Below are 25,216 nucleotides of genomic sequence, written 5' to 3' on the forward strand. Positions count from 1 at the left end.
CATTCCGGATGTAAGCGGATGTGTCTTCAATAGCTTGCGGTCGCCGATCCGCGCCACCCTGTCGCCCTTGCGGGGTGGGGAGCGGGGCGGATGGACGAGGCGATCGAGCGGTTCGTCGAGCGGTGGCGACGTAACGAGGGCGGGGCGGAGCGGGCGAACTTTCCGCTGTTCCTGACCGAATTGTGTGCGCTGCTCGAGCTGCCGCCGCCCGACCCGGCCGACGCGACGCATGCGCGCAACGATTATGTGTTCGAGCGCGGGGTGACCTTTCCCGATGCGGAGGGGAGCGGGCGGCACGGGCGGATCGACCTGTATCGCCGCGGCAGCTTCGTGCTGGAGGCCAAGCAGAGCCGCGAGCGGGGCGGCGCCAAGGAGGTGGCGCTGGGCGATGCGCAGGCGACGCTGCCGGGGATCGAGGTGCCGCGCGGGCGGCGCAGCGCGCATCGCGGCTGGGACGTGCTGATGCGCAACGCGCGCGAACAGGCGGAGCAATATGCCCGCGCGCTGCCCGAGAGCCATGGCTGGCCGCCGTTCATCCTGGTGGTGGACGTGGGCCATGCGATCGAGGTGTTCGCCGACTTTTCCGGGCAGGGAAAGAATTACCGGCAGTTCCCGGACCGGAGCGGATTTCGCATCTATCTGGACGACCTGCGCGATCCGGCGGTGCGCGACCGGCTGCGCGCGATCTGGCTGGAGCCGCAGTCGCTCGATCCGTCGAAACATGCCGCCAAGGTCACCAAGGATATCGCCGGGCGGCTCGCCAACGTCAGCAAGCGGCTGGAGGATCGCGGCCATGCCGCCGAGCCGGTCGCGCATTTCCTGATGCGCTGCCTGTTCACGATGTTCGCCGAGGATACCGGCCTGCTGGAGCGCGGCAGCTTCAGCCAGGTGCTGACCGACGCGCTGGAGCATCCCGACGCGTTCGCGCCGATGCTGGAGGACCTGTGGCGGACGATGGACACCGGCGGCTTTTCAGCGCTGCTGCGCCGCGACGTGCGCCAGTTCAACGGCGGGCTGTTCGCCGACTGCCACGCGATCCCGCTGGCGCGCGAGGAGATCGGCGAATTGTGCGCGGCGGCGCGGCACGACTGGCGCGACGTGGAGCCGGCGATCTTCGGCACGATGCTGGAACAGGCGCTCGACCGGGTCGAGCGGCGGCGGCTGGGCGCGCATTACACGCCGCGCGCCTATGTCGAGCGGCTGGTGATCGCGACGATCATCGCGCCGTTGCAGCGCGAATGGGAGGAGACGGTGCTCGGCACGGTCGAGCGCGAGCGGACGCAGGACGTGCGCGCCGCGATCCGCGCGGTGCACGAGTTCCACGAGCGGCTGGCGGCGACGCGGGTGCTCGACCCGGCGTGCGGGACGGGCAATTTCCTGTACGTCGCGCTAGAACTGATGAAGCGGCTGGAGGGCGACGTGCTTGAGGTGCTCGCCGATCTGGGCGGGCAGGAGGCGCTGGCGCTGGAAACGGCGACGGTCCACCCGCAGCAGTTTCTGGGGCTGGAGCTCAATCCGCGCGCGGCGGCGATCGCGGAGCTGGTGCTGTGGCTGGGCTATCTGCAATGGCAATTGCGCAACAGGGGCGCGGTGGCCGATCCGGTGCTGGAGCGGCTGGAGAATATCGTCGTGCAGGATGCGGTGCTCGCCGGGCCGGTGGAGCATCCGCGGCGGCCGGACTGGCCGGAGGCGGATTATATCGTCGGCAACCCGCCCTTCATCGGCGGCAAGGATTTGCGCGGGCGGTTGGGGGATGCCTATGCGACGGCGCTGTGGACGGCGCATCCGAAGATCAACCGCTCCGCCGATTTCGTGATGTACTGGTGGGACCGGGCGGCGGAGCGGCTGACCGAGCGCGGCACGCGGCTGAAGCGGTTCGGGTTCGTCACGACCAATTCGATCACGCAGGAGTTCAGCCGGCGGGTGATGGCCCGGCGGATGGCGGCGGCGAAACCGGTCAGTCTGGTGATGGCGGTGCCCGATCATCCCTGGACGAAGGCGAGCCGCGATGCCGCGGCGGTGCGGATCGCGATGACGGTGGTGGAGGCGGGGACGTCCGACGGGACGTTGCTGACGGTGGCGGGCGAGCGGGGGTTGCGTACCGATGCGCCGGTGGTGGAATTACGCGCCGAGTCCGGACGGATCAACGCTGACCTGAGCATCGGAGCCTCGGCCAGCGCCGCCCGTCCGTTGACGGCCAACAGCTTCCTGAGCGTGCGTGGCGTCGAATTCCACGGCGAGGGCTATGTCGTCGCGTCGGCTTCGCGCCGGACCTTGTTTCCCGCCCGAACGGTGCCGGGCTATTGCAAACGTTTCATGACCGCGAGTGACCTTAAAAGCGGGCGGGTGCGGCCCGTGCATGTGCTGGACCTGCACGACCTCGACCAGCAGACGCTGCGGCGGGTGTACCCGGCGGTATACCAGCATCTGTTGACCACGGCGAAGCCGAGCCGCGCGAACAATCCGGTACGGCGGCGGCGCGAGGAATGGTGGAAGCTGGCGCTGCCCCATAGCGAGCTGCGCGACGGGATCGAGGGGCTTACGCGCTACATCGGCACGATCGTCACCGCGAAATACCGGTTGTTCGCGTTCATCGATGGCGATGTGATGCCCGATCAGGGGATCATGGCGATCGCCTGCGACAATGCGGCGCTGCTGGCGGTGCTCAATTCGCGGGTGCACGTCGCCTGGGCACTGGCGTCCGGCGGGACGCTGGAGGACCGACCTCGCTACAACAACACGCTCGCGTTCGATCCCTTCCCCTTCCCCGAACTGGACGAGGCGCAGGCGGTGGCGATCGGCGAGCTGGCCGAGGAGCTGGATGCGATGCGCAAGGCGGTGCTGGCGGAGCATGACGACCTGACGCTGACCGGGCTGTACAATATCCGCGACATGATCCGGTCGGGCGTGGCGCTGAAGAAGACCGACGAGGACCGGCGGCGGCGTGGGCGGGTGGATATCCTGATCGAACTGCATGACCGGATCGATGCGGCGGTGATGCATGCTTATGGCTGGGCGGCAGAGCTGTCCGATGCGGCGATCGTCGCACGGCTGGTCGCGCTGAATTCGCAGCGCCGGACCGAGGAGCGGGCGGGGCGGGTACGCTGGCTGCGGCCGGACTATCAGATCGCCCGTGCGGGCCTGACCGCGCTGCCGACGGGGAAGCGCGGGCCCGAGCAGATCGAAGCGCTGTTGCCCGCCGCTGCAGCGAAGAAGCCGAGCTTTCCGCGCGAGGCGATCGGTCAGACGGCGGCGGTGCTCGCGGCGCTGCGGGGCGGTGTGCCGGCGACCGCCGAGGCGATCGCACGCCGTTTCGCGCAGGGGCGCAAGGTGGAGCGGCGGGTGCTGGCGACGCTGGAGGCGCTGGAGCGGCTGGGGCATGTCGCGCATACGGGGGGAGGATTCGTGCTGCGCCGCGCGGCGTGAGGCGGGCGGGAATGCTTGCCAGACGTTTCGTCGTGCGTGCAGATGGATACCGAACGGACGAAGGATGATCGGCGTGGCGAACAGGGCGGGATTGTGGCTGGCGGGCGGACTGGCGCTTATGGCGGGCCATGCGCAGGCGCGGACGCCGGCGGCGGGTGTCGTCCCGACCGCCGCGCAGGCGGTGGCGGCGCAGCAGGCGCTCGATCCGGGCGATGCGGCGGCGGTGGCGTACGACGTGTCCTTTCCCAATGCGGTGCATCATGAGGCGCAGGTGACGGCGACGTTCCGGGCGGTGCCGGCGGGGCCGCTGCGGGTGCAGATGGCGCGCTCCTCGCCGGGGCGCTATGCGATCCATGAATTCGCCAAGAACGTCTATCGCGTCTCGGCGAAGGACGGCGCCGGGCGTGCGCTCGTGGTGACGCGCAGCGATCCCTATGGCTGGAGCGTCGCCGGGCACGACGGCACGGTGGTCGTCACCTACACGCTGTACGGCGACTGGGGCGACGGCACCTATGCGCAGATCGACGCGACGCATGCGCATCTCAACATGCCGGCGACCTTCCTGTGGGCGCCGGGCTATGAGGCAAAGCCGATCCGGGTGCGGTTCCGGCCGTTCGATCCCACATGGAAGGTCGCGACGCAATTGCCGGCGGCGAAGGGGCCGGACACCTTCTGGGCGCCGAACTTCCAGTATTTCATGGACAGCCCGACCGAGCTCAGCGACTTCGCCTTGCGCGAATGGCCGATGACCGATGCGAAGGGGCGGACGCAGCTGGTGCGGCTGGCGGTGCACCATGCCGGGACCGAGGCCGACCTCGACGCCTATGCCGCCCGGGTGAAGCGGGTGATCGCGCAGCATTATGCGCTATTCGGACAGGCGCCGCGCTACGATTACGGCACCTATACCTTCATCGCCGATTACCTGCCGCAGATCGCCGGCGACGGCATGGAGCATCGCAACTCGACGATCATCACCGACCAGCGGTCGCTGCGCGAGGCGAAGTTCGCGCAGATCAACACGCTGAGCCACGAATTCGTCCATAGCTGGAACGTCGAGCGGTTGCGTCCGGCGGAGCTGGAGCCCTTCGACTTCACCCGTGCCAATCCGACGCCGAGCCTGTGGTTCGCGGAAGGGTTCACGCAATATTACGGGCCGCTGATGATCCGCCGCGCGGGCGAGATGAGCGTCGACGATTTCCTCGCGCAGCTGGGCGGGACGCTGGCCGCGGTCGTCGCCCGGCCGGCGCGGCTGTACGGCGGGCCGGAGGAGATGAGCCTGCGCGCGCCGTTCGTCGATGCGGCCAAGGCGATCGATCAGGTCAATCCCAACATCTACGTGTCCTATTATCCCTATGGCGCGATGATCGCGCTGGCGCTCGACCTGCAACTGCGCCAGCGCGGGCTGACGCTGGACGCCTATATGCGCCACCTGTGGACGACGCTGGGCGATCCCGAGCGCGCCTATACGCCCGCCGATCTGGAACGCGCGCTGGGCGAGGTGACGCGAGACCCGGCATTTGCCAAGGCGTTCTTCGACGGCAGCGTGCATGCGGGCGGCCTGCCGGACTATGCGCCGCTGCTCCGGCAGGCGGGGCTGGTGCTGCGGCCCGTGGACGCGACGCATGGCTGGGCGGGGCTGACCGTGGTGGCGGGCGAGGACGGCGGCGTGATCGTCGGCGAGGCGCCGTGGCCGACGGCGCCCGCTTACGCCGCGGGGCTGGAGCGGGGCGACACGATCCTGCGCCTCGACGGCATGGTGGCGAGCGATCCGGCGGCGGTGAAGGCGCTGCTCGCCACGCACCGGCCCGGCGACCGGATCGCGGTCCGCTATCGCCAGCGGGGGGTGGAGCGGGCGGCGACGATGCAGCTGGCGGCGAACCCGATGGTCGAGCTGGTCCGCGGCGAGGCGGCGGGCGTGGCGGTGACGCCCGCGCAGATGGCGTTCCGCACCGCCTGGCTGGGGCGCTGATCCCGACCGCGGGCAGGGGCGGGGACGGAAAAAGCAACCATCACGGGCTATTGTAACGGAACATTGCTGCGGCGCAGCAGTAGTGTCGGGAACGAACCCGGAGCTGCCGTATGAAGACTGCCCGCCATCCCGCCCGATGGCCCCATATCCTCGCCGTCGTGATCGGCGTAATCGGTCTGCTCAATCTGGCCGGGGGCGTGTGGCTGGCGACGTTGGGCGGCAGCCTGTTCTATGCGGTGGCAGGGCTGGCGATGCTCGCGACCGCGGCGCTGTTGTGGCGACGGCGGGTGGCGGCGCTGCACGTGTTCGCGGCGCTGGTGCTGGGGACGGTGGTCTGGGCGTGGTTCGAGATCGGCGCGGACTGGTGGCCGCTGGTGCCGCGCGGCGACCTGATCTTCATCTTCGGCGCCCTGCTGGCGCTGCCGTGGACGGTGCGGCGGCTGGTGCCGGGGACGACGTGGCGGCGGGCGGCGGGGCCGCTGGCGGGCGCGCTGGCCTTGGCGGCGGTGTTCGGCGTGGTGTCTCTGACGCGCGACGTCCACAATCTGGACGGGACGCTGCCGGGGCCGCGCGAGGCGTTGGTGGCGAACGCCGGCGGGGTGCCGGACGACGACTGGTCGGCCTATGCGCGGAGCTGGCGGGGCGACAAATTCTCGCCGCTGACGCAGCTGACGCCGGCCAATGTCGGGCAGCTGAAGGTCGCGTGGCAATTGCAGACCGGCGACGTCAAGCGCGCGGGCGATCCGGGCGAGACGACCTATGAGATGACGCCGATCAAGGTCGGCGACACGGTGTATCTGTGCACCCCGCACAATTGGGTGATCGCGGTCGATGCGGAGACGGGCAGGGAGCGCTGGCGCTTCGACCCGAAGATTGCGACCTCGGCGAAGAATATGCAGCATCTGACCTGCCGCGGCGTATCCTATTGGGATGGCGCGAAGGCGGGGGCGAATGTCGGCGATTGCCCGCAGCGGATCTTTCTCGCGACCAACGACAGCCGGCTGATCGCGCTCGACCCGCGGACCGGTGCCCTGTGCCGCAGCTTCGGGCAGGGCGGCACGGTCAGCCTGTTGCCGGGGCAGCCGCATTATAACCAGGGCTGGTATCAGGTGACGTCGGCGCCGCTGGTCGCGCGGGGGCTGGTCGTCACCGGCGGGGCGGTGTTCGACAATATCTCGACGCGCGTGCCGTCGGGGGTGATCCGCGGCTATGACGCCGCCACCGGTCGGCTGGTGTGGAATTTCGATCCGGGCAACCCCGACGACACCGCGCCGCTGGGTGCGGGCAAGCGCTATACGCCGTCGTCGCCGAACAGCTGGAGCACGCCCGCCGCCGACGAGGCGCTGGGGCTGGTCTATTTGCCGATGGGGATGGGCGCGGTCGATCAATGGGGCGGCAACCGGCCCGCGACGACCGAGCGCTTCGCGACGTCGGTGCTGGCGCTGGAGATCGCGACCGGGCGGCCGCGCTGGGTGTATCAGACGGTGCATCACGATCTGTGGGACATGGACGTGCCGGCGCAGCCCGCGCTGGTCGACCTCAACCTGCCGGGGCGCGGACGCGTGCCGGCGCTGGTCCAGTCGACCAAGACGGGTAATCTGTTCGTGCTCGACCGGCGGACCGGGTGGCCGGTGTTCCCGGCGCCCGAGAAGCCGGTACCGGCCGGTGCCGCGCCGGGCGACCGGACGTCGCCGACGCAGCCGTTCAGCGCGATCTCGCTGATGCCGGCGCCGGCGCGCGAGACAGACATGTGGGGCGCGACGATGCTCGACCAATTGTGGTGCCGCATCCGTTTCCGGTCGCTCGACTATAAGGGCGCGTTCACGCCGCCGTCGCTGAAGGGATCATTGGTGTTCCCGGGCAATTTCGGGGTGATGGACTGGGGCGGCATCTCGATCGATCCGGTGCGGCAGGTCTTGTTCGCCCATCCCAACTATGTCGCGTTCGTCGACCGGCTGGTGCCGCGGGCGAACGACGCGGGCGGGGCGGGCGAGCGCGGGCCGGCGGGCGGTTCGGATCGCAAGGGATCGCAGGAGGCCGGGTATAATCCCAACACCGGCGCGCCGTTCGCGGTCGACATGAACCCGTTCCTGTCGTTCGCCGGGCTGCCGTGCCAGTCGCCGCCCTGGGGCTATGTCGCCGGCATCGACCTGACGACCGGCACAAAGGTGTGGGAGCACAAGAACGGCACGATCCGGGACGAGACGATCCTGCCGATGCCGTTCAAGCTGGGCGTGCCCTCGCTGGGCGGGCCGATCACGACCGCGGGCGGGGTCGCGTTCATGGCGGCGGCGATCGACAATTACGTGCGCGCCTATGACACGCGCACCGGCAAGGTGCTGTGGCGCGCGCGCCTGCCCGCCGGGGGGCAGGCAACGCCGATGTCCTATCGCTCCGCCGCGAGCGGGCGGCAGTTCGTAGTCGTGGTCGCCGGCGGGCATGGCTCGCTGGGAACGAAGCTGGGCGATTCGGTGATCGCCTATGCCCTGCCCAGGTGACCTGACCGGGTTACCTAATGCGCCGACGCGCCCTCCGCGCCGATGCCGGTTTCGGCGCGGATGCGCTGCGCGGCGTAACCGGCGTGGTCGACCGCGGCGCGCGGTGAGCGGTCGAGGATCGAGACGAGCCAGATCGTCAGGAACGCCAGGGGCATCGAGACGATCGCCGGCGACGAATAGGGGAAAATCGCGGCCGGGTGGCCGAGGATCGTCACCCACACCGCCGGCGACAGGATGGTAAGGACGACCGCCAGCACGAGGCCCAGCGTTCCGCCGGCCACCACCCCGCGCGTCGTGCACCCCTTCCACAGCAGCGACAGGATCAGCACCGGGAAATTCCCCGACGCGGCGATCGCGAAGGCGAGGCTGACCATGAAGGCGACATTCTGTTTCTCAAACACGATGCCGAGCAGGATCGCCGCCGCGGCGAGCACCAGTACGGTGCGCCGCGACACGCGCAGTTCGGCGGCGCTGTCCGCCTGCCCCCTGCGGAAGACGGTGGCGTAGAGATCGTGGCTGACCGCCGAGGCGCCCGACAGCGTCAGCCCGGCAACGACGGCGAGGATGGTGGCGAAGGCGACCGCGGAGATGAAGCCGAGGAACAGGTTGCCGCCGACCGCATGGGCGAGATGGATCGCCGCCATGTTGCCGCCGCCGATCAGGCCGCCGGCGCCGTCGGCATAGCCGGGATCGGTCGCGACCAGCACGATCGCGCCGAAGCCGATGATGAAGGTGAGCAGGTAGAAATAGCCGATCCACCCGGTCGCCCAGAGGACCGAGGTGCGCGCCGCCTTCGCATCGGGCACGGTGAAGAAGCGCATCAGGATGTGCGGCAGGCCGGCGGTGCCGAACATCAGCGCCATGCCGAAGGAGATCGCCGAGACGGGATCCTTGATGAAATTGCCCGGCCCCATGATCGACGCGCCGCGGACCGCAGCGTCGGACGGCGACAGGCCGGTGGCGGCGGCGAGGCCGGTCTTCACCTGCACCGCGCGAGCGAACAGCGCCTCGGGCGAGAAGCCGAATTGCGCGAGCACCATCAGTGCCATGAAGGTGGCGCTGCCGAGCAGCAGCACCGCCTTGATGATCTGGACCCAGGTCGTAGCGGTCATCCCGCCGAACAGGACGTAGAGCGTCATCAGCACGCCGACGATGCCGACGGCATATTCGTAGCGCAGGCCGAACAGCAGTTTGATGAGCTGCCCTGCGCCGACCATCTGCGCGATCAGGTAGAAGAGGACGACGACGAGCGTGCTGGTCGCGGCGAAGCTGCGCACCGGCGTCTGCGCGAAGCGGAACGAGGCGACGTCGGCGAAGGTGAACTTGCCGAGGTTGCGCAGCCGCTCGGCCATCAGGAAGAGGATGATCGGCCAGCCGACGAGGAAGCCGATCGAATAGATCAGCCCGTCATAGCCGTCGTTGAAGATCTGCGCGGAGATGCCGAGGAAGCTGGCGGCGGACATATAGTCGCCGGCGATGGCGAGGCCGTTCTGGAAACCGGTGATGCCGCCACCCGCGGTGTAGAAGTCCGACACGGTGCGGGTGCGCCGCGCCGCCCAGCGGGTGATGCCGAGCGTCAGCAATGCGAAGGCCGCGAACATCGCGATCGCGGTCCAGTTGGTCGGCTGCTGCTGCATCTGGCCTGCCACCGCATCGGCGCAGGCGGGGGTGGCGAGCAGCGCGAACGGCAAAGCGAGCGTCAGGGCGAGGAGCCGGCGCCTCATGGCGTGTGATCCGCGACGAGGGCGGCGAGCGCGGCGTCGTAATCGCGGTTGGCGCGCGCGACGTAGAGGCCGGTGAGCAGGATCGCGAGCAGGATCAGCGCGAAGCCGATGAGGATGCCGAGCGACGTGACGCCGCCCGCCGCGATCGGCTGCGCGAGGAAGGGTTTGTCGAAGGCGACGAGCAGGACGAAGCCGAAATAGGCGGCGAGCATGATGCCCGACAGCAGCCAGCCGAACCGGCCGCGCGCGCGGATGAGCTGGCGGTATCTCGGATCGTCGGCGATCCGCGTGAGCTGCGCGTCGGTCATTCACCCTCCCCGGTGCGACCCTGCGATCGGGGTCGATAGCGGTATCATGCCGCAAGCGGCGCGCGGCGCAACCGCGAATGCCCCGCGCAGAGCCAGGCGTGCGCGGCGGGTGAAGAAAAGTTCATGTCGCCGCCATGCCCGGGACAGCGGCGCGGGCGCATGGCGGCGGGATGGGCCTGAATGCACCCGGGATATGGCGCCGCCGGCGCGCGTGGATCGGCGCGATCGTTTCGATCGGGCTGGCCGCACTGGTCGGCGTGGCGACGATCGCGGGGTTTTTCGATCGCGATCCCGTGCGGCTGTTCGCCGCGCAGGGCGCGAAGCGGCCGGTCGGCGTGCTGTATGTGTCGGGTGACATGGGGCTGCGCTTCGGCCCCGCCCCCTCTACGACGCAGGCGCTGGCGGCGCACGGCATCACCGTGATCGGGATCAACGCGCCGACCGCGTTTCGCACCCGCCGGACGCGAGCGGAGATCGATGCGATCGTCGCGGACGGGGTGCGGCGTGCGCTGGCGGCGTCGCAGGCGGACCGGCTGGTGCTGATCGGGCAGAGCTATGGCGCCGATATCGTGCAGACCGGGCTGGCGGCATTGCCCGCCGATCTGCGTGCGCACGTCGCCGGGGTGGTGCTGGTGGTGCCGGGGACGTCGGTATTCTTCCGCGCCGACCCGACCGGCCTCGCCTATCGCGGGACGCCGGACAGCCGCGGCGCCGCGACGCTGGCGCGGCTGACCTGGACGCCGGTGACGTGCATCTACGGCGTCGCGGAGCGGGACAGCGTGTGTCCGCACGTGCGCCTGCGCAATCTGTACGCGATCGCCATGCCGGGCGGCCATTTCCTAAACGAGGATCATGCGGGCCTGTTCGGCCATATCCTGGCGGCGATGCGGCGGGCCGAACCGGCGGCGTTCGCGGCGCGATAGGACATGGGTCGGACATTGGGGAGAGGGTGATGCTAAGGACGATGGTCGCGATCGGCGCGGCGACGGTGATGGCGCTGGCGTTGGCGGCGGGCACGCCCGCGGGGGCGGCGCAGCGGCCGGATGCGGTGATCGGCCGGTGGAGCAATCCCAAGGGGACGCTGGCGGTGCAGACCGGCCCGTGCGCCGACGGATCACTGTGCGGGCAGATCGTCTGGGCGAGCGCGCAGGCGCAGGCGGATGCGCGCGACGCCGGGGTTGCCGCGCTGGTGGGCACGCAATTGCTGCAGGGCTATCGTCCCGAGGGGCGCGGCAGCTGGGCGGGGCGCGTCTATGTCCCCGACCTGGGGCGCAGCTTTTCCTCGCGCATCCGCCAGACATCGGCGGGGACGCTGAGCATCTCGGGCTGTCTGGTCGGCGGCTTCCTGTGCAAATCGCAGGTCTGGCACCGGGTGGCGTGACGACGATGCGCCTGGATGCGGTGATCGCGCTGGCGACCCGGCACCGCCGCAGCCTGACGGTCGCGGCGGTGCTGGTCGTCGCGGCAATCGGGTTCGAAGCGTTGCGGCTGGTGCTGCGCGCGGTGCATCTGAGCGACGTGCGCACCGCGCTGCATGCGGTGGCGGATGTGCGGATCGCCGCGGCGCTGGCGCTGACCGCGGTCAGTTACCTGTTGCTGACCGGGCTCGACTGGGTCGCGCTGCGCAGCGTCGGGCGGCCGTTGCCGTGGCGGATCGCGGCGGCGGGATCGTTCATCAGTTACACGTTGAGCCACAATCTGGGCCTGTCGCTGATTACCGGCGGGTCGGCACGGTTGCGGCTGTACGGCGCGGCGGGACTCGCGTTCGGCGAGATCGCGCAGGTCGCGGCGATCTGCGCGCTGGCATTCTGGGCGGGCGTGGCGGGTGCGGGCGGGATCGGCCTGATCGTGAGCGACGGCATCGTGCTGGGGCCGGTGACGTTGGGCGCGACCGGCGCGCGGGCGCTGGGGGCGGTGCTGGTCGCGGCGCTGGCGGTGCTGCCGATCGTGCGGGCGAGCGGGCGCGACACGCTGGGGTGGGGGCGGTTGCGCATCGCCCTGCCGCGCCTCGGGCAGATGGCGGCGCTGGGCGGGCTGTCGCTCGCCGACCTGACCGTGGCGTCGGCGGCGCTGTTCGTGCTGACCCCGCACGCGGCGGTCGCGGCGTTTCCGGCGTTCGTCGTCGCTTATGCGGTGGCGGTGGTGGTCGCGCTGCTGCTGCACGTGCCGGGCGGCCTCGGCGTGTTCGAGACGATGGTGCTGGCGACGGTGCCGGGCGACCGGCCCGCGCTGTTCGCGGGACTGCTGCTGTACCGGCTGATCTATTATCTGCTGCCGCTGCTGGTCGCGGCGATCGGGATCGCGGCGGCGGAGGGATGGCGGCTGCGCCATCCGATCCGGCGCGGCCTGTCCTATGTCGACCGCGCCGGGCAGTTGCTGGCGCCGAGCGCGGTCACCGTGCTGGTGTTCGTCGCCGGCTTCGTACTGCTGGTGTCCGGCGCGTTGCCGGGGGTGAAGGGGCGGCTCGCCGACCTGCAGGACCTCGTGCCGCTGCCGTTCATCGAGGGATCGCACATGGCGGGCAGCCTGATCGGCACCGCGATGCTGCTGGTCGCGCCGGCGCTGACCGCGCGGCTGCGATCGGGCTGGGCGGCGGCGCGGATCCTGCTGATCGGCGGGGCGATCTTCTCGCTGACCAAGGGGCTGGATTACGAAGAGGCGGCGTTGCAGCTGATCGTCGCGGGCGTGCTGCAATATTGCCGGGCGAGCTTCTATCGCGAGGGCGGCATCCTGACCGACCGGCCGCATTGGCCATGGCTGGTCGCGTCGGCGGCGGCGCTGGGACTGAGCATCTGGGCGGGATTCTTCGCCTATAAGCGCACGCCCTATAGCGACGAATTGTGGTGGCGGTTCGCGTTCGACGCCAATGCGCCGCGATTCCTGCGCGCGAGCTTCGCTGCCGGGGTGCTGCTGACCGCGGCGTCGGCGTGGCAGTTGCTGACCGCGAGCGCGACGCGGTCACTGCCCGATGCGCTGCCGCCCGAGGCGGTGATCGCGGCGGCGCGGGCGCATGCCCCGCGCAGCGACGCCGCACTGGCGTGGACCGGGGACAAGAGCTTCGTCGTGTCGGCGGCGGGCGATGCGTTCCTGATGTACCGGGTGCAGGGGCGCAGCTGGGTGGTAATGGGCGATCCGGTCGGCCCGGCCGCGGCGTGGAGCGAACTGGTGTGGAGCATCCGCCGCGCCTGCGATGCGCGTTCGGGGCGGTTGTGCTTCTATCAGGCAAGCGAGCGGATGCTGCCGCTGTTCGTCGAGATGGGGTTGCACGCGATCAAATATGGTGAGGAGGCGCATGTCGCGACCGCGACCTTCTCGATGGCGGGGCCGCGCGGCAAGTCGCTGCGCCATGCGGTGCGGCGGACCGAGGCGGCGGGAGCGGTCTTCTCGGTCGAGCCGGCGGGCGTGGTGCCGGGGCTGATCCCCGAACTGGCCGCGGTGTCGGCGGCGTGGCTGGCGGACAAGGCGGGGCGCGAGAAACGGTTCAGCCTGGGGGCGTTCGATCCGGACTATCTGGCGCGCTCGCCGATCGCGCTGGTGCGGGTGGAGGGGCGGATCGTCGCCTTCGCCAACATCTGGGTGTCGGGCGATGGCGAGGAGGCGTCGGTCGACCTGATGCGCCACCGCCCCGATGCACCCTATGGCACGATGGAGATGATGATGGTGCGGCTGATCGAATGGGCGCGCGAGGGCGGCTACGACCGGTTCAACCTGGGGATGGCGCCGCTGTCGGGGATGCCGAGCGGGCGGCTGGCGCCGCTGTGGGCGCGGCTGGGCCATGCGATGTACGCCAATGGCGAACGATTGTACGGCTTTGCCGGGCTGCGCGCGTTCAAGGCGAAATACGGGCCGGACTGGGTGTCGCGCTATATCGCGACGTCGCCGGGCGCGGCGATGCCGCGGACGCTGATCGATCTCGCCCGGCTGGTGAGCGCCTGATAGGACGGGCGCATGACCCAGCAGATCCTCCGCCGCCGCAGCGTGCTGTTCATGCCCGCCTCCAACCCGCGCGCGATGGCCAAGGCGCGGGACCTGCCGTGCGATGCGGTGATCCTCGACCTCGAGGATGCGGTCGCGCCCGAGGCGAAGGACGCCGCGCGGGCGGCGGCGCTGGCGGCGGCGGCCGAGGGATTCGGGGCGCGGGCCTGTGCGGTGCGGATCAACGCGCTCGATACGTCATGGGGCGCGGCGGATGCGGCGGCGGTGGCGGGCGCGCCCGGCGTCGCGGCGGTGGTGGTGCCCAAGGTGGCGTCCGCGGCGGATCTGATCGCGGTGCGAGCCCTGCTGGGCGCGGACGGGCCGCCGCTGTGGGCGATGATCGAGACGTGCGGGGCGATCCTGCGGCTGGCGGAGATCGTCGCGGCGGGGGCGGGGCTGGAGCTGCTGATCGCGGGGACCAACGACCTCGCCAAGGAGATGCGCTGCCGGCCCGGCGCGGACCGCGCGCCGCTGGTGCCGGCGCTGGCGCAGATGGTGATCGCGGCGCGGTCGGCGGGGCTGGTGGTGCTGGATGGGGTGTGCAACGCGATCGGCGACTACACCCGGCTGGCGGCGGAATGCGCGCAGGGGGCGATGCTGGGCTTCGACGGCAAGACGCTGATCCATCCGGGGCAGATCGCGGCCGCCAATGCGGCGTTCGGGCCGTCGGATGAGGAACTGGCGTGGGCGCGGGGCGTGGTGGCGGCTTTCGCCGCGCCCGAGGCGGCGGGCAGGGGCGCGATCCGGCTGGACGGCGCGATGGTCGAGCGGCTCCACCTCGCCGAGGCGGAGCGATTGCTGGCCTATTGAGATCCTCTCCGCCGAGAGGATCCTAACCTTCCAGAATGGCGCGGACGCGATCGGCGATGACGTCCATGGCGAAGGGTTTGGTGACCAGCGCCATGTTGGGGGCGAGCGGGCCGTTGCCGATCACGGCGTTTTCCGCATAGCCGGTGATGAACAGCACCTTGAGTTGCGGCAGCAATGCCATGGCGGCGTCGGCGACCTGCCGGCCGTTCATCTGGCCGGGCAGGCCGACGTCGGTGATGAGCAGGTCGACCTGCGCGCCGGTGGCGAGCACCCGCATCGCCGCGGCGCCATCGCCAGCCTCCAGCACGGTATGGCCCATCTCCTCGAGAATCTCGACCACCAGCATGCGGATCGTCGGTTCGTCGTCGACGACCATCACCGAATGACGGCCTTCCGCCGCGACGGGCAGGACGGCACCGACGGGGGCGCCATCCTCCTCCGCATCGCCATAATGGCGGGGCAGGTAGATGCACATCGTCGTGCCCTGGCCGAGTTCCGAATAGATGCGCACCTGCCCGCCCGACTGGCGCGCGAAGCCGTAGATCATCGACAGGCCAAGCCCCGTGCCCTCGCCCATCGGCTTGGTGGTGTAGAAGGGGTCGAAGGCGCGCGCCTGCACCTCCGGCGTCATGCCGGTGCCGGTGTCGGTGACGCAGAGCGACAGATACTGGCCGGGTTCGAGATCGCGGTCGCGCGCGGCGCGCTGGTCGAGCCAGCGGTTGGCAGTCTCGATCGTGATGCGGCCGCCGTCGGGCATCGCGTCGCGCGCGTTGATGCACAGGTTGAGCAGCGCATTCTCGAGCTGGTTGGGATCGACCATCGCCGGCCACAGCCCGCCGGCGCCGACCACCTCGATCTCGACGCCGGGGCCGACGGTACGCTGGATCAGGTCGCGCAGCCCGTCGATCAGGCGGTTGATGTCGGTTGCCTTGGGATCGAGCGTCTGGCGGCGGGAGAAGGCGAGCAGCCGATGAGTGAGTGCCGCGGCGCGGCGGGCGGCACCGAGCGCGGCGGTGGAATAGCGTTCGAGCTCACCGATTCGGCCCTGGCGGATGCGCACCTGCATCATCTCGATCGCGCCCGAGATGCCGGTGAGCATATTGTTGAAATCATGCGCAAGGCCGCCGGTGAGCTGGCCGACCGCCTCCATCTTCTGCGCCTGCCGCAGATGCGCCTCGGCGACCATCAGTTCGTGCGTGCGCGCCTCGACCTGCTGTTCGAGGCTGGCGGTGAGCGCGGCGAGTTCCTGTTCGACGCGGCGGCGCTCGACGGCGTCGCGGACGCGTTCGGCGATGTCGCGGACGAAGGCGATCTCTTCGGCCAGCCACGGCCGGGGGACGGCGTTGTTGAGGTAGAGCAAGGCGACGAAGCCGCCCTGTTCGGTGACCGGCATGTTGATGAACGACAGGGCGGCGAGACCCTTCAGCCCCTCCGCAGTGTCGCGGGTGCGGGGATCGTCATAGGCGTTGTCGATCGCAACCGTGTCGCCGCGCTTCAGATCCTCGATATAGGAGCCATAGTCGCGGAAGTGGAGGATCGCGGGCAGCGGATCGATCCCCGGCGCGCACCACGGACGTTCGGTGACGATCGTCTCCGCCTCGCGGTCGATCGTGCCATAGCCGCAGCGGCTGACGTCGAGCATCCGGCCGAGAATCTCGACCGCGGCATAGGCGAGGTCGGCGGGATCGCCGGCGCTACGCAGCGCATCGTTGAGCTGGACGAGCGCCTGCAGCCGCAGCTCCGCCGATTTTCGCGTGTCGATGTCGAAGCTGACGCCGGGAAAGCGGATCGCGCGGCCGTCGGCGTCGAGCGTCGCGCGGCCCCGCGCCGCGACCCAGCGGGCGCGACCATCGGGCTGGCGCAGGCGATAGTCGCTCTCATACGGTTCGCCGCTGGCCAGCGCCGCGGCGATCTCCGCCTGCACGCGCGTCGCGTCGTCGGGATGCATCGCCGCGAAGAAGCGGTCGATCGGTGCGCCGTCGCGCGCGTCGTCGGGGTCGACGCCATAGAGGCGCGCGAAGGCGTCATCGGCGGTGACGCGATCCGCCACCACGTCCCAGTCCCAGCGGCCGACGCTGATCGCGCCGGAGGTCTTCAGGTCTTCATCGGCCATCGGCGGCGTATCGTCTCTCGTCAGTCGTCACCGACTTCTCCTGTTCTGGGCCGCCAACGTTCTGCAAGGCGGAGCGATCCTGCGTTTCCGACGAACCGAGCGGTGCCTCAGCGACCGGTCGCGGCGATCGCCTCGCGGTTCCAGCCGCCGCCCATCGCCTGATAGAGCGCGACATAGGCGGTGGCGCGGTCGGCGCGCGCCTGCACCAGCGCGAGTTCGGCGGTGAGCAGGCCGCGCTGGGCATCGAGCTGTTCGATGTACGAGGTATAGCCGGCGCGATATCGGTTGCTGGCATTGCGCAGCGCGCCGGCGAGGGCGTCGACCTGCAGCCCCAGCGCGGTCGCCTGTTCGGCCGAACGCTGGACGCCGGCGAGGGCGTTGTCGACCTCCTGGAAGGCGACGAGCGCGGTGCGGCGATAGGCGAAGGCGGCCTGATCCCGGCGGGCGGTGGCGATGTCGCTCTGCGCGCGCAAACGGCCGCCGTCGAAGATCGGCGAGAGGATGCTGGCGCCGATCGAGAAGACGCCGATCGGGTTGGCGAGCGCGGTCGACAGGACGACGCCGGCGGATCCGGTGAGCGCGAGATTGGGCAGCATCGCCGCGCGCGCGCTGTCGAGCGTGCGGTCGGCGGCGACCAGTGTCTGTTCCGCTTGGAACAGATCTGGCCGGCGCCGGAGCAGGTCGGCGGGCAGGCCATCGGGAATCGCGGGCGCGACCAGCCGGTCGAGCGGGACGCCGCGCGGGATCGGGCCGGGGCTGGCGCCGAGCAGCAGGCCGAGCGCATTCTCCTGCCGGCTGATCGCGAGCTGCGCGGCAGGGACAAGTTGTTGGGTGGCGCGATATTCCGCTTCCGCCTGCCGCAGTTCGAGGTTCGAGGTGTAGCCGGCCTCCGCGCGGCGGCGGGCGATGCGCAGCGCCTCGGTCCGCGCGGCGAGCGTCTGTTGCGCGACGGCGAGCCGCTGGTCGAGCGCGCGCAGGGTGACGTAGCCGGTGGCGACGCCGCTGGCGATGGCGAGCCGGACGGTGTCGCGCGCGCCCTCGCTTGCGAGCAATTGCGCCTGCGCCGCGCGGGAGGCCTGCCGCAGCCGGCCGAACAGGTCGAGGTCGTAGCTGGCCGTGATCGCCGGCTGCGCGCCGATCGCGTCGCTGGGCGTGCCCAACGGGCTGACGGTCTGGCCGGTGGTGCCGGGCAGCGAGCCGCCGAGCGTCGCCGTGCGCTGCGCGGCGGCGAGGCGGGCGGTGGAGCGCGCCTCGTCGATCCGCGCGGCGGCGGCGGCGAGGTCGACGTTGTCGGCGAGCGCTCGCTCGATCAGGCGGGTGAGGACGGGATCGCCGAACGCATTCCACCAATCGGCGCGGATCGGCTGACCGTCGCCGAGCGCGGTGCGCCAGGCGGGCGGCGCGACGACGGCGCTGGCGGCGGGGGCGTGCGGGCGGGGGCCGATGCAGGCGGCGAGGGTGAGGCAAAGCAGGGTCGTGCACGCGAAGCCGCGAAGGCGCGACGCGGTTGCGCCGGATGCGGCCGTGGTCCGTCCATCGGCGACCCGGATGGAACGCGATGCCGTCGCCAACGGCCCGACATCTTCGCGTCTTCGCGTCTTCGCGTGCCGCGGGGACAGGGCGATATGGGTTCGCGCGGAGACGCGGACACGCGGAGGCGTCGCATTTGCGGCCGGTGGGGCACTGTCGTCACAAGCAGTCTCGCCCAGCGGCGGCTGCGCCGCCGGGCGCGGATCGTCCCGGTGTCTCTGCATCTCCGCGATCATCACTGCACCACCGGGCCGTTGGTGGTGTCGATGCGGGCCTGCACCGACATGCCGGGGCGGAGGCGGTTGCGGAGGGGCTGGCCGGGATCGATGCGGATGCGGACGGCGATGCGCTGGGGGACCTTGGTGAAATTGCCCGTCGCATTGTCGGCCTTGAGCACCGCGAATTCCGATCCGGCGGCGGGCGAGATGCGTTCGATATGGCCGGAGAGGCGGGCGTTGGCGAGGCCGTCGACAGTGAAGCTGGCGGGCTGGCCGACGGTCATGCGCGCGGTCTGCGCTTCCTTGAAATTGGCGATCACCCAGGTTTCGGGGGGCACGAGGAACATCAGTTGCGAGCCCGCGGTGACATATTGGCCGACGCGGACGCCGACCTCGCTCAGCCGGCCGCTTTCGGGCGCGCGGATGACGGTGTTTGCGAGATCGATCTGCGCGAGGCGGCGGGTCGCCTCGGCGCCGGAGACGCCGGCGCGCTGGCCGCCGCGGCCGACCTGGACGGTGCGGATGTCCTGCTGCGCGATCTGGCGGGCGGCATTGGCCTGCTGGACCGCGGCCTGCGCCTGTCGCAGCGCCGCGAGCGTCTGGTCGCGCTCGCGCAAGCTGACCGAGCCGTCGGTGACGAGGTCGTTGACGCGGTTCATGTCCGCCTGCGCGCGCATCAACTGCGCCTGCGCATTGGCGACGGCGGCAGTCTGCGCGGCGAGACTGGCGGTGCGGCTGCGTTCGGATTGCAGGGCGTTGGCGAGCGTGGCCTCCTGCGCGTTGACCTGTGCGCTCGCCTGATCGACGCGCTGGCGGTAGATGCGGTCGTCGATCTGGACGAGCGGCTGCCCCGCCTTCACGTCCATAAAGTCGCGGACATAGACCTGCGTGACATAGCCCGACACCTGCGGCGCGATCACCGTGGTGCGGCCGCGGACATAGGCGTTGTCGGTCGACTGATAGGCGTTGGCGAAGGGCGGCAGGCGCCACGCCGCGAGCACCGCGAGCACGCCGCCGACCGCGAGCGCGACGATGACGAACAGGGCGGTGCGGCTGGGCGGCTGCGGGCGCCAGCCGGAGCCGGCCGGGGCGCTCGGCGGGGTGGCCGCGGCCTGCGCTTCCTCGGTGGCGGGGACGGGATCGACGGGGCTGCGGGTATCGGTCATGCTTGGGTCCCGGCGAGGGCGGCGCGTCGTTCCCGGCGCGCGCGGCGGATCATGAGGAAGAGGAGGTAACAGAAGGTCAGCGCGGCGAGCACCGCGATCAGGCGGAAGACGTCGTCATAGGCGAGCACGTTCGCCTCCCGCGTCGCGGTCTGCAACAGGATGGCGCCGCCCTCCGCGCTGCGCAATGCGGGGTCGCCGACGACGCGCGACACCGAAGCGCCGCCCGCCGCCAGCCGCTGCGCGACGATCGGGTCGGTCGGGTCGATGCCCTGCACCAGAGCGGCGCTGTTCGCCTTCTCCCGGATCACCTGATAGCTGCCGAGCAACGCGGTGCCGGCGAGGCCGCCGATCGAGTTTATCATGCCGAACAGGGCAATGAAGCTGATGATATGGCCCGAGCCCTTCTGCAGCGCACGAGTCATGCCGAACAGGAGCGCGGGGCCGAGGAAATAGGTGGCGGCGAAGGCGATCAGCGCCTGCGTCACGTACATCTGCGGCGCGCGCGTGAGGCTGGTGGCGTGGCTGTCGATGAAGGCGGCGATGGCGACGAGGCCGATGGCGAGCATGATCGGATGCGCCAGCCGGGTGACGTCGAGCGTCACCGCGCTGAGGATGACGCCGGCGACCGAGGCGAGGAAGATGATCGTGAAGAACAGCACGAGCTGGTCGTTGTTCTGGCCCAGGATGGTGAGCAGGCCGACCGCGGCGTAGGTTTGTTCGGACAGGACGATGCGCGCCATGATCGTGACGATCGTGAAGCGGACGATATCGGCGCTGCCCAGCCAGCGGGTGTTGAGCAGCGGATTGACGCGGTGATGTTCGATATAGAGCGCCGCGCCGAGCATCGGGATCGCGGCGATCAGCGCCCAGCCGATCCACGGCGCGTTGGTCCACCACACGATACGACCCAGCCCGAGCACTGCGGCGAACAGCGCCATCGCGCCGGCGAACAGGACGAAGGTGAGGAAATCGAGCCGCTCGAACGCCTTCGACCGCGTCGTCGGCGGCAGGCGGAGGAAGGCGACGGCGGCGAGGCTGAGCAACGCGAGGCCGAGTTCGAACAGGTAGAGCGTGCGCCATTGGGACATGGCGAGCAGGTCGGGCGAGAACAGCCGGGCGAGCGGCGTCGCGCATTGCGGGATGCCGATGCCGACCACCACCGCCTTCAGCCGCCATTTGAGCGGCAGCGCCTGCATCATGTAATAGAGGCACAGGCTGGTGACGGCGGCGCCGGCCATGCCGCTGGCGGCGCGGACGAGGATGGCGGTGTCGAAGCCGCGGACGAACAGATGGCCGAAGGTCAGCACCGCATAGATACTGAGGAAGATCATCGCGAAGGGCCGGAGGCCATATTGCGCGCGGAACTTGATGAGCAGCAGGTTGATGCTGACGTTGGTCATCACATAGACCGTCGGCAGCCACGCGATCTCCGCCGGGTCGAGGCCCAGCGCGCCCTGCAGCGTATAGGTGTTGGCGGAGATGAGTGCGTTGCCGAAGCCGCCGGTCAGCCCGAGCAGCACCGCGATCACGCCATAGGCGATGCGATGGCGCGTCCGGTGCTCCACCGACCCCGGCGAACCGGGGATCGCCGGGACCTCGTGGGGCAGGAAGTCCCAATGTTCTTCGGACAGGAAACGGCGCAGCCGGGCGAGCATCGCCGTCCTATAAGCGCAAATATCGCGCGGGGTCAGCCGCCTAAGATCGATTCGTAGAGCGCGATATAGCGATCGGCCATGCGTTCGACGCTGAAGCGGGCGGCGACGGCGGCGCGGCAGGCGGCGCGGTCGATCTCCGGCAGGCGCGCGACCGCTGCGATCGCCTCCTCGACGCTGTCGACCAGGAACCCGGTGACGCCGTCTTCGACCAGTTCGGGCATCGACCCGCGGTTGATCGCGATCACGGGCGTGCCGCAGGCCATCGCCTCGATCACCGACAGGCCGAAGGGTTCGTCGAAGTTGATGAGGTGGAGCAGTGCGGCGGCCTTGCCGAGCGCGGCGGTACGCTCATCGCCGCCGACCGCACCGGGATGGCGGATATGGTCGCTCAGATGGGGGACGACGCTGCGCTCGTAATAGCCCTGATCCTGCACGATGCCGTACATGGCGAGGTCCCGACCGGTGGCCTGTGCGACGGTGATGGCTTCGGCGGCGCCCTTGTCGGGGTGCATGCGGCCGAAGAACAGCAGGTCGTCGCTGCCTGCCGCATCGAAGGGAAATTCGTCGAGGACGATGCCGTGGTGGATCGTCGCGGCATAGGTCAGTTTCGGCGAGCGATCGGCGTCGCTGATCGCGACGTAATGCACGCGGTCCTGATAGGGCTGGTACATCGGCAGGATACGGTCGGACGAGAAACCGTGGATGGTGGTGACCATCGGCGTGTCGACGAGGTGCGCGAAGGCATGGGCGGGGAAGTCGGCCTGGTTGTGGATCAGGTCGAATTCCTGCGCGCGTTCGAACAGATGCGCGAGGTGGCGGAATTCCCAGACCTTGGCGTCGACGCTGGGGTCTTCGGAATAAGGCGCAGGGACGACCGCCGAAAGGGTGCCCGCGGTCAGGCTGTCCTGCGTGGCGAAGAGCGTGACGTCGACGCCCCGCCGCACCAGCGCTTCGGTGAGCAGGCTGGTGACGAGCTCCCACGGGCCATAGTGGCGCGGCGGGGTGCGCCACGAAATGGGGGCGAGCATCGCGATTTTCATCGAACGGGCTTAGCGGGTTACGCGGAGGATGACAGCCTCGTTCGGGGCGAGCATGTACGGCGCGGGATCGGCCCCGGTGGGCCGCAGCCCCTCTGCCTTGAGGGGAGAGCTAGGGAGGGTGGTCAGCAGCGTTTCGCCGCGGGGGAGGGGGACGGTCTGCGCTACGCCGCCCAGATTGAGCGCGACGACGAGGCATTCGTCGTCGTGGCGGCGCTCGTAGGCGAGGACGTCGCCCTCGGCCTCGATCAGGCGGAAGTCGCCGATCGCGAGCGCGGCATGCTTGCGCCGCAGGGCGAGCAGGTCGTGGTGCAGCGTCAGCATGTCGTTGTGCGCGGCGACGTTGCGGGTGGCCCAATCGGCGTTGAGCGGCAGCCACGGTTCGGCGGTGGAGAAGCCGGCGTGGTCGCTGGCGTTCCACGGCATCGGCGTGCGGACGGGATCGCGGCCGAGGCCGAGGCCGGGTTCGCGCAATTCGCGCGGGTCCTCCACCCGGTCCGCCGGAATGGCGACGTCGGTCAGGCCGATCTCGTCGCCGTAATAGAGCGTCGGCGTGCCGCGGAGGGTGAGGAGCAGGACCGCGGCGACGCGCGCCTGCGCTGTCCCGACGCGGGTGGCGATGCGTGGGCGGTCGTGGTTGCCGAGCACCCAGTTGGGCCAGCCGCCGGGGGGCAATGCGGCCTCATAGTCCGCGATCAGGCGGGCGAGCTGGCGCGCGTGCCACGGCGCGTCGATCAGCTGGAAATTGAAGGGCAAATGCACTTCGGGGGCGGCGAGGCCGTAATATTGCATCAGCCGCTCGATCGGCAGGTAGATCTCGCCGATCAGCACGCGGTCGCCGGGATAGGAATCGGCGATGGCGCGCATCTCCGCGGCGATGTCGTGGACCTCGGGCTGGTCGGTGGAGTGCAGCTGGAGCACGGCGTGCATCCCGCCCATGTGCGGCTGATAGGCGGGGTTGGTCGGATTGTCGGGGAAGCCGGGGTGTTTGACCATGTGCCAGAGCACGTCGATGCGGAAGCCGTCGACGCCGCGGTCGAACCAGAAGCGCAGCACGTCCATCATCGCGGCGCGCAGGTCCGGGTTGCGCCAGTTGAGGTCGGCCTGTTCCTTCAGGAAGGCGTGATAGTAATATTGGCCGGTGGTCGCGTCATATTCCCATGCCGACCCGCCGAAGTCGCTGATCCAGTTGTTGGGCGGGCCGCCATCGGGCCCGGGATCGCGCCAGATATACCAGTCGCGCCTGGGGTTGTCGCGCGACGCGCGGCTTTCCTGAAACCACGGGTGATCGGTCGAACTGTGGTTGGGGACGAAATCGAGCAGCAGCTTGAGGCCGCGGGTGTGGGCGGCGGCGAGCAGGGCGTCGAAATCGGCAAGCGTGCCGAAGCGCGGATCGATGTCGCAATAATCCGCGACGTCATAGCCGAAGTCACGCATCGGCGAGGGAAAGATCGGGGAGATCCACACCGCATCGACACCAAGCGCGACGAGATGGTCGAGCCGCGCCTCGATCCCCCTGAGGTCGCCGATACCGTCGCCGTCGCTGTCCTGGAACGAGCGCGGATAGACCTGATAGATCGTGCCGCTCTGCCACCATGCGGTCATGCGAACAGCCCCTTCGACAGGCGGGTCATGCGGCAGGCGAGATCCGCCTCGCCGCTGGCGACGAGATAGTCGTCGCCGGTGTCGACGAGGCCGGTGGAGAAGACGACTGGGGTCGGCAGATACATCTGATGGGCGATGGGGGCGGTGAGCGCGGGGCTGGCCTCGAGCAGTGGCATGTCGTCCTCGATGCGCAGGATGTGCGCGGGATCGTCGCGGTCGAGCAAGGCCCAGAAGCTGCGGTAGATGCCGACGCTCTCCTGCGCCTCGACGCCGTGATAGATCATCAGCCAGCCGTCGGGGGTGAGGATCGGCTGGGTGCCGCCGCCGATCTTCATCGCAGAGCGCGACGCCTTGCGTGCGCGCAGGCCGGGCGCGTCGAGCGGTTTCCAGTGGAGCGCGTCGGGGCTGGCCGCGAAGTTGATCGAGGGGCCGCCGACATAGGGGCTGTCGGGCGGATAGGCGAAATAGACCTCGCCCAGCGGGCGGGTGAGCGCCATGAACCTGTCGCCGACCATCCCTTCGAACAGGATCATGTCCTTGTTCTGGTGGTCGAGGACGATCCCCTCCAGCCGGTAATGCAGGCCGTCGCGCGAGGTGTGGAGCGTGGTGCAATGGCGTTCGGCACCGACCGAGCATGTGGTCATGTACCAGAGGTCGCCGATGCGGGTGATTCGCGCGTCCTCGACGCCATAGCATTGGTAGCCGGCGGCGGGCTCGATCGCGGCGTCGTAATGGACCGCGACGATCGCTTCGCCGGCGGGATCGAGCTCGACCGGAAGCAGCCACGACAGCGAGGTGAGCGCGAGGATGCGGTGGCGGCTGCCCTTCAGCTCGAACTGGCGGGGATCGGTCATGTCGACGCGGTCAAGCGACCACGCGTCGAGGACGTAGCCCGCGGGGGTCCAGCGGATCGCATGCGCATGATCGTCGCGGACCGGTTCCGACAGCGCCTCGGCGATGCGGACCATCAGCAGGAGGTTGCCATTGGGCAGCCGGGTGAAACCGGGATTGAACGCGCCGAGGACATAGGTCGGTTCGGGGATGCCGCGGCGGAGCGGCGAGCGGGCGAGGTCGACGTGGTCGGGCGTGAAGATCAGCGCGTCTTGCATAGGGGGCCTAGCGCTGCGGGCGCGTCGTGGTTCCGTTGCGCCATGGCCGGCGTCGGCAGGACGAAGGGACTTC

The 25,216-nt window shown here is 70.0% G+C and carries 16 protein-coding genes; 7 read left to right on the plus strand and 9 right to left on the minus strand.

The window, feature by feature from the left end; translation table 11 throughout:
* Positions 1-90: 90 nt before the first annotated feature.
* The 3 genes from AC1RTO_RS00250 (at position 91) to AC1RTO_RS00260 (ending at position 7,893) form a co-directional block, all read left to right on the plus strand.
* Entirely contained in the window at positions 91-3,426 is a 3,336-nt protein-coding gene (locus AC1RTO_RS00250; protein WP_493158978.1) for a class I SAM-dependent DNA methyltransferase, read from the plus strand.
* Positions 3,427-3,499: 73 nt separating this feature from the next.
* On the plus strand, positions 3,500-5,395 hold the full coding sequence (locus AC1RTO_RS00255; protein ID WP_493158979.1) for a M61 family metallopeptidase: 1,896 nt from the start codon (positions 3,500-3,502) through the stop codon (positions 5,393-5,395).
* A 110-nt stretch (positions 5,396-5,505) separates the two neighbouring features.
* Positions 5,506-7,893: a membrane-bound PQQ-dependent dehydrogenase, glucose/quinate/shikimate family gene (locus AC1RTO_RS00260; protein WP_493158980.1), complete on the plus strand. Its 2,388-nt coding sequence runs from the start codon at positions 5,506-5,508 to the stop codon at positions 7,891-7,893.
* Between the two features lie 14 nt (positions 7,894-7,907).
* Here AC1RTO_RS00260 and AC1RTO_RS00265 read toward each other — a convergent pair whose 3' ends face one another.
* Both AC1RTO_RS00265 and AC1RTO_RS00270 read right to left on the minus strand, forming a co-directional pair.
* Positions 7,908-9,617 (minus strand): cation acetate symporter, encoded by a 1,710-nt coding sequence (locus tag AC1RTO_RS00265; RefSeq protein ID WP_493158981.1) that lies wholly within the window; start codon positions 9,615-9,617, stop codon positions 7,908-7,910.
* Positions 9,614-9,925 (minus strand): DUF485 domain-containing protein, encoded by a 312-nt coding sequence (locus AC1RTO_RS00270; protein ID WP_493158982.1) that lies wholly within the window; start codon positions 9,923-9,925, stop codon positions 9,614-9,616. The genes AC1RTO_RS00265 and AC1RTO_RS00270 overlap by 4 nt, the downstream gene beginning before the upstream one ends.
* A 134-nt stretch (positions 9,926-10,059) precedes the next feature.
* Here AC1RTO_RS00270 and AC1RTO_RS00275 point away from each other — a divergent pair, with 134 nt between their 5' ends.
* Genes AC1RTO_RS00275 through AC1RTO_RS00290 form a run of 4 tightly spaced genes read left to right on the plus strand, consistent with a single transcriptional unit; the run spans position 10,060 to position 14,710 of the window.
* The gene (locus AC1RTO_RS00275; protein WP_493158983.1) at positions 10,060-10,848 is read left to right on the plus strand and encodes an AcvB/VirJ family lysyl-phosphatidylglycerol hydrolase; all 789 of its coding nucleotides are present in this window, start codon (positions 10,060-10,062) and stop codon (positions 10,846-10,848) included.
* 29 nt (positions 10,849-10,877) lie between these two features.
* Positions 10,878-11,306, plus strand: coding sequence for a DUF2147 domain-containing protein (locus AC1RTO_RS00280; RefSeq protein WP_493158984.1), 429 nt, complete (start codon positions 10,878-10,880; stop codon positions 11,304-11,306).
* A 5-nt stretch (positions 11,307-11,311) separates the two neighbouring features.
* Positions 11,312-13,861 (plus strand): bifunctional lysylphosphatidylglycerol flippase/synthetase MprF, encoded by a 2,550-nt coding sequence (gene mprF / locus AC1RTO_RS00285; protein ID WP_493160293.1) that lies wholly within the window; start codon positions 11,312-11,314, stop codon positions 13,859-13,861.
* A 12-nt stretch (positions 13,862-13,873) separates the two neighbouring features.
* Positions 13,874-14,710, plus strand: coding sequence for an HpcH/HpaI aldolase/citrate lyase family protein (locus AC1RTO_RS00290; protein ID WP_493158985.1), 837 nt, complete (start codon positions 13,874-13,876; stop codon positions 14,708-14,710).
* 22 nt (positions 14,711-14,732) lie between these two features.
* On the opposite strand, the gene AC1RTO_RS00295 is transcribed toward AC1RTO_RS00290, so the two are convergent.
* From AC1RTO_RS00295 to AC1RTO_RS00325, 7 genes are all read right to left on the minus strand, one after another.
* The gene (locus tag AC1RTO_RS00295) at positions 14,733-16,823 is read right to left on the minus strand and encodes an ATP-binding protein (RefSeq protein ID WP_493158986.1); all 2,091 of its coding nucleotides are present in this window, start codon (positions 16,821-16,823) and stop codon (positions 14,733-14,735) included.
* A gap of 107 nt (positions 16,824-16,930) precedes the next feature.
* Entirely contained in the window at positions 16,931-18,589 is a 1,659-nt protein-coding gene (locus tag AC1RTO_RS00300; RefSeq protein ID WP_493158987.1) for an efflux transporter outer membrane subunit, read from the minus strand.
* A complete protein-coding gene (locus AC1RTO_RS00305) occupies positions 18,589-19,737 on the minus strand; it encodes an HlyD family secretion protein (protein WP_493158988.1) in 1,149 nt (382 codons plus the stop codon). The genes AC1RTO_RS00300 and AC1RTO_RS00305 overlap by 1 nt, the downstream gene beginning before the upstream one ends.
* On the minus strand, positions 19,734-21,392 hold the full coding sequence (locus tag AC1RTO_RS00310) for an MFS transporter (protein ID WP_493158989.1): 1,659 nt from the start codon (positions 21,390-21,392) through the stop codon (positions 19,734-19,736). Before AC1RTO_RS00310 ends, AC1RTO_RS00305 begins: the two co-directional genes overlap by 4 nt.
* A 32-nt stretch (positions 21,393-21,424) precedes the next feature.
* Positions 21,425-22,432 (minus strand): glycosyltransferase family 4 protein, encoded by a 1,008-nt coding sequence (locus tag AC1RTO_RS00315; RefSeq protein WP_493158990.1) that lies wholly within the window; start codon positions 22,430-22,432, stop codon positions 21,425-21,427.
* Between the two features lie 9 nt (positions 22,433-22,441).
* Positions 22,442-24,034, minus strand: coding sequence for an alpha-amylase family glycosyl hydrolase (locus AC1RTO_RS00320; RefSeq protein ID WP_493158991.1), 1,593 nt, complete (start codon positions 24,032-24,034; stop codon positions 22,442-22,444).
* Positions 24,031-25,143, minus strand: coding sequence for a glycoside hydrolase family 130 protein (locus AC1RTO_RS00325; RefSeq protein WP_493158992.1), 1,113 nt, complete (start codon positions 25,141-25,143; stop codon positions 24,031-24,033). The genes AC1RTO_RS00320 and AC1RTO_RS00325 overlap by 4 nt, the downstream gene beginning before the upstream one ends.
* Positions 25,144-25,216: the final 73 nt, after the last annotated feature.

Source organism: Sphingomonas sp. GW821-FHT10F09, assembly GCF_058809195.1.

Excerpts from the sequence above, each read along its gene's own strand:
- AC1RTO_RS00250 (WP_493158978.1), top strand. The coding sequence starts at position 91 with ATGGACGAGGCGATCGAGCGGTTCGTCGAGCGGTGGCGACGTAACGAG.
- AC1RTO_RS00260 (WP_493158980.1), top strand. The coding sequence starts at position 5,506 with ATGAAGACTGCCCGCCATCCCGCCCGATGGCCCCATATCCTCGCCGTC.
- AC1RTO_RS00265 (WP_493158981.1), bottom strand. The coding sequence starts at position 9,617 with ATGAGGCGCCGGCTCCTCGCCCTGACGCTCGCTTTGCCGTTCGCGCTG.
- AC1RTO_RS00270 (WP_493158982.1), bottom strand. The coding sequence starts at position 9,925 with ATGACCGACGCGCAGCTCACGCGGATCGCCGACGATCCGAGATACCGC.
- AC1RTO_RS00275 (WP_493158983.1), top strand. The coding sequence starts at position 10,060 with ATGCCCGGGACAGCGGCGCGGGCGCATGGCGGCGGGATGGGCCTGAAT.
- AC1RTO_RS00280 (WP_493158984.1), top strand. The coding sequence starts at position 10,878 with ATGCTAAGGACGATGGTCGCGATCGGCGCGGCGACGGTGATGGCGCTG.
- mprF (WP_493160293.1), top strand. The coding sequence starts at position 11,312 with ATGCGCCTGGATGCGGTGATCGCGCTGGCGACCCGGCACCGCCGCAGC.
- AC1RTO_RS00290 (WP_493158985.1), top strand. The coding sequence starts at position 13,874 with ATGACCCAGCAGATCCTCCGCCGCCGCAGCGTGCTGTTCATGCCCGCC.
- AC1RTO_RS00295 (WP_493158986.1), bottom strand. The coding sequence starts at position 16,823 with ATGGCCGATGAAGACCTGAAGACCTCCGGCGCGATCAGCGTCGGCCGC.
- AC1RTO_RS00300 (WP_493158987.1), bottom strand. The coding sequence starts at position 18,589 with ATGATCGCGGAGATGCAGAGACACCGGGACGATCCGCGCCCGGCGGCG.
- AC1RTO_RS00305 (WP_493158988.1), bottom strand. The coding sequence starts at position 19,737 with ATGACCGATACCCGCAGCCCCGTCGATCCCGTCCCCGCCACCGAGGAA.
- AC1RTO_RS00310 (WP_493158989.1), bottom strand. The coding sequence starts at position 21,392 with ATGCTCGCCCGGCTGCGCCGTTTCCTGTCCGAAGAACATTGGGACTTC.
- AC1RTO_RS00315 (WP_493158990.1), bottom strand. The coding sequence starts at position 22,432 with ATGAAAATCGCGATGCTCGCCCCCATTTCGTGGCGCACCCCGCCGCGC.
- AC1RTO_RS00320 (WP_493158991.1), bottom strand. The coding sequence starts at position 24,034 with ATGACCGCATGGTGGCAGAGCGGCACGATCTATCAGGTCTATCCGCGC.
- AC1RTO_RS00325 (WP_493158992.1), bottom strand. The coding sequence starts at position 25,143 with ATGCAAGACGCGCTGATCTTCACGCCCGACCACGTCGACCTCGCCCGC.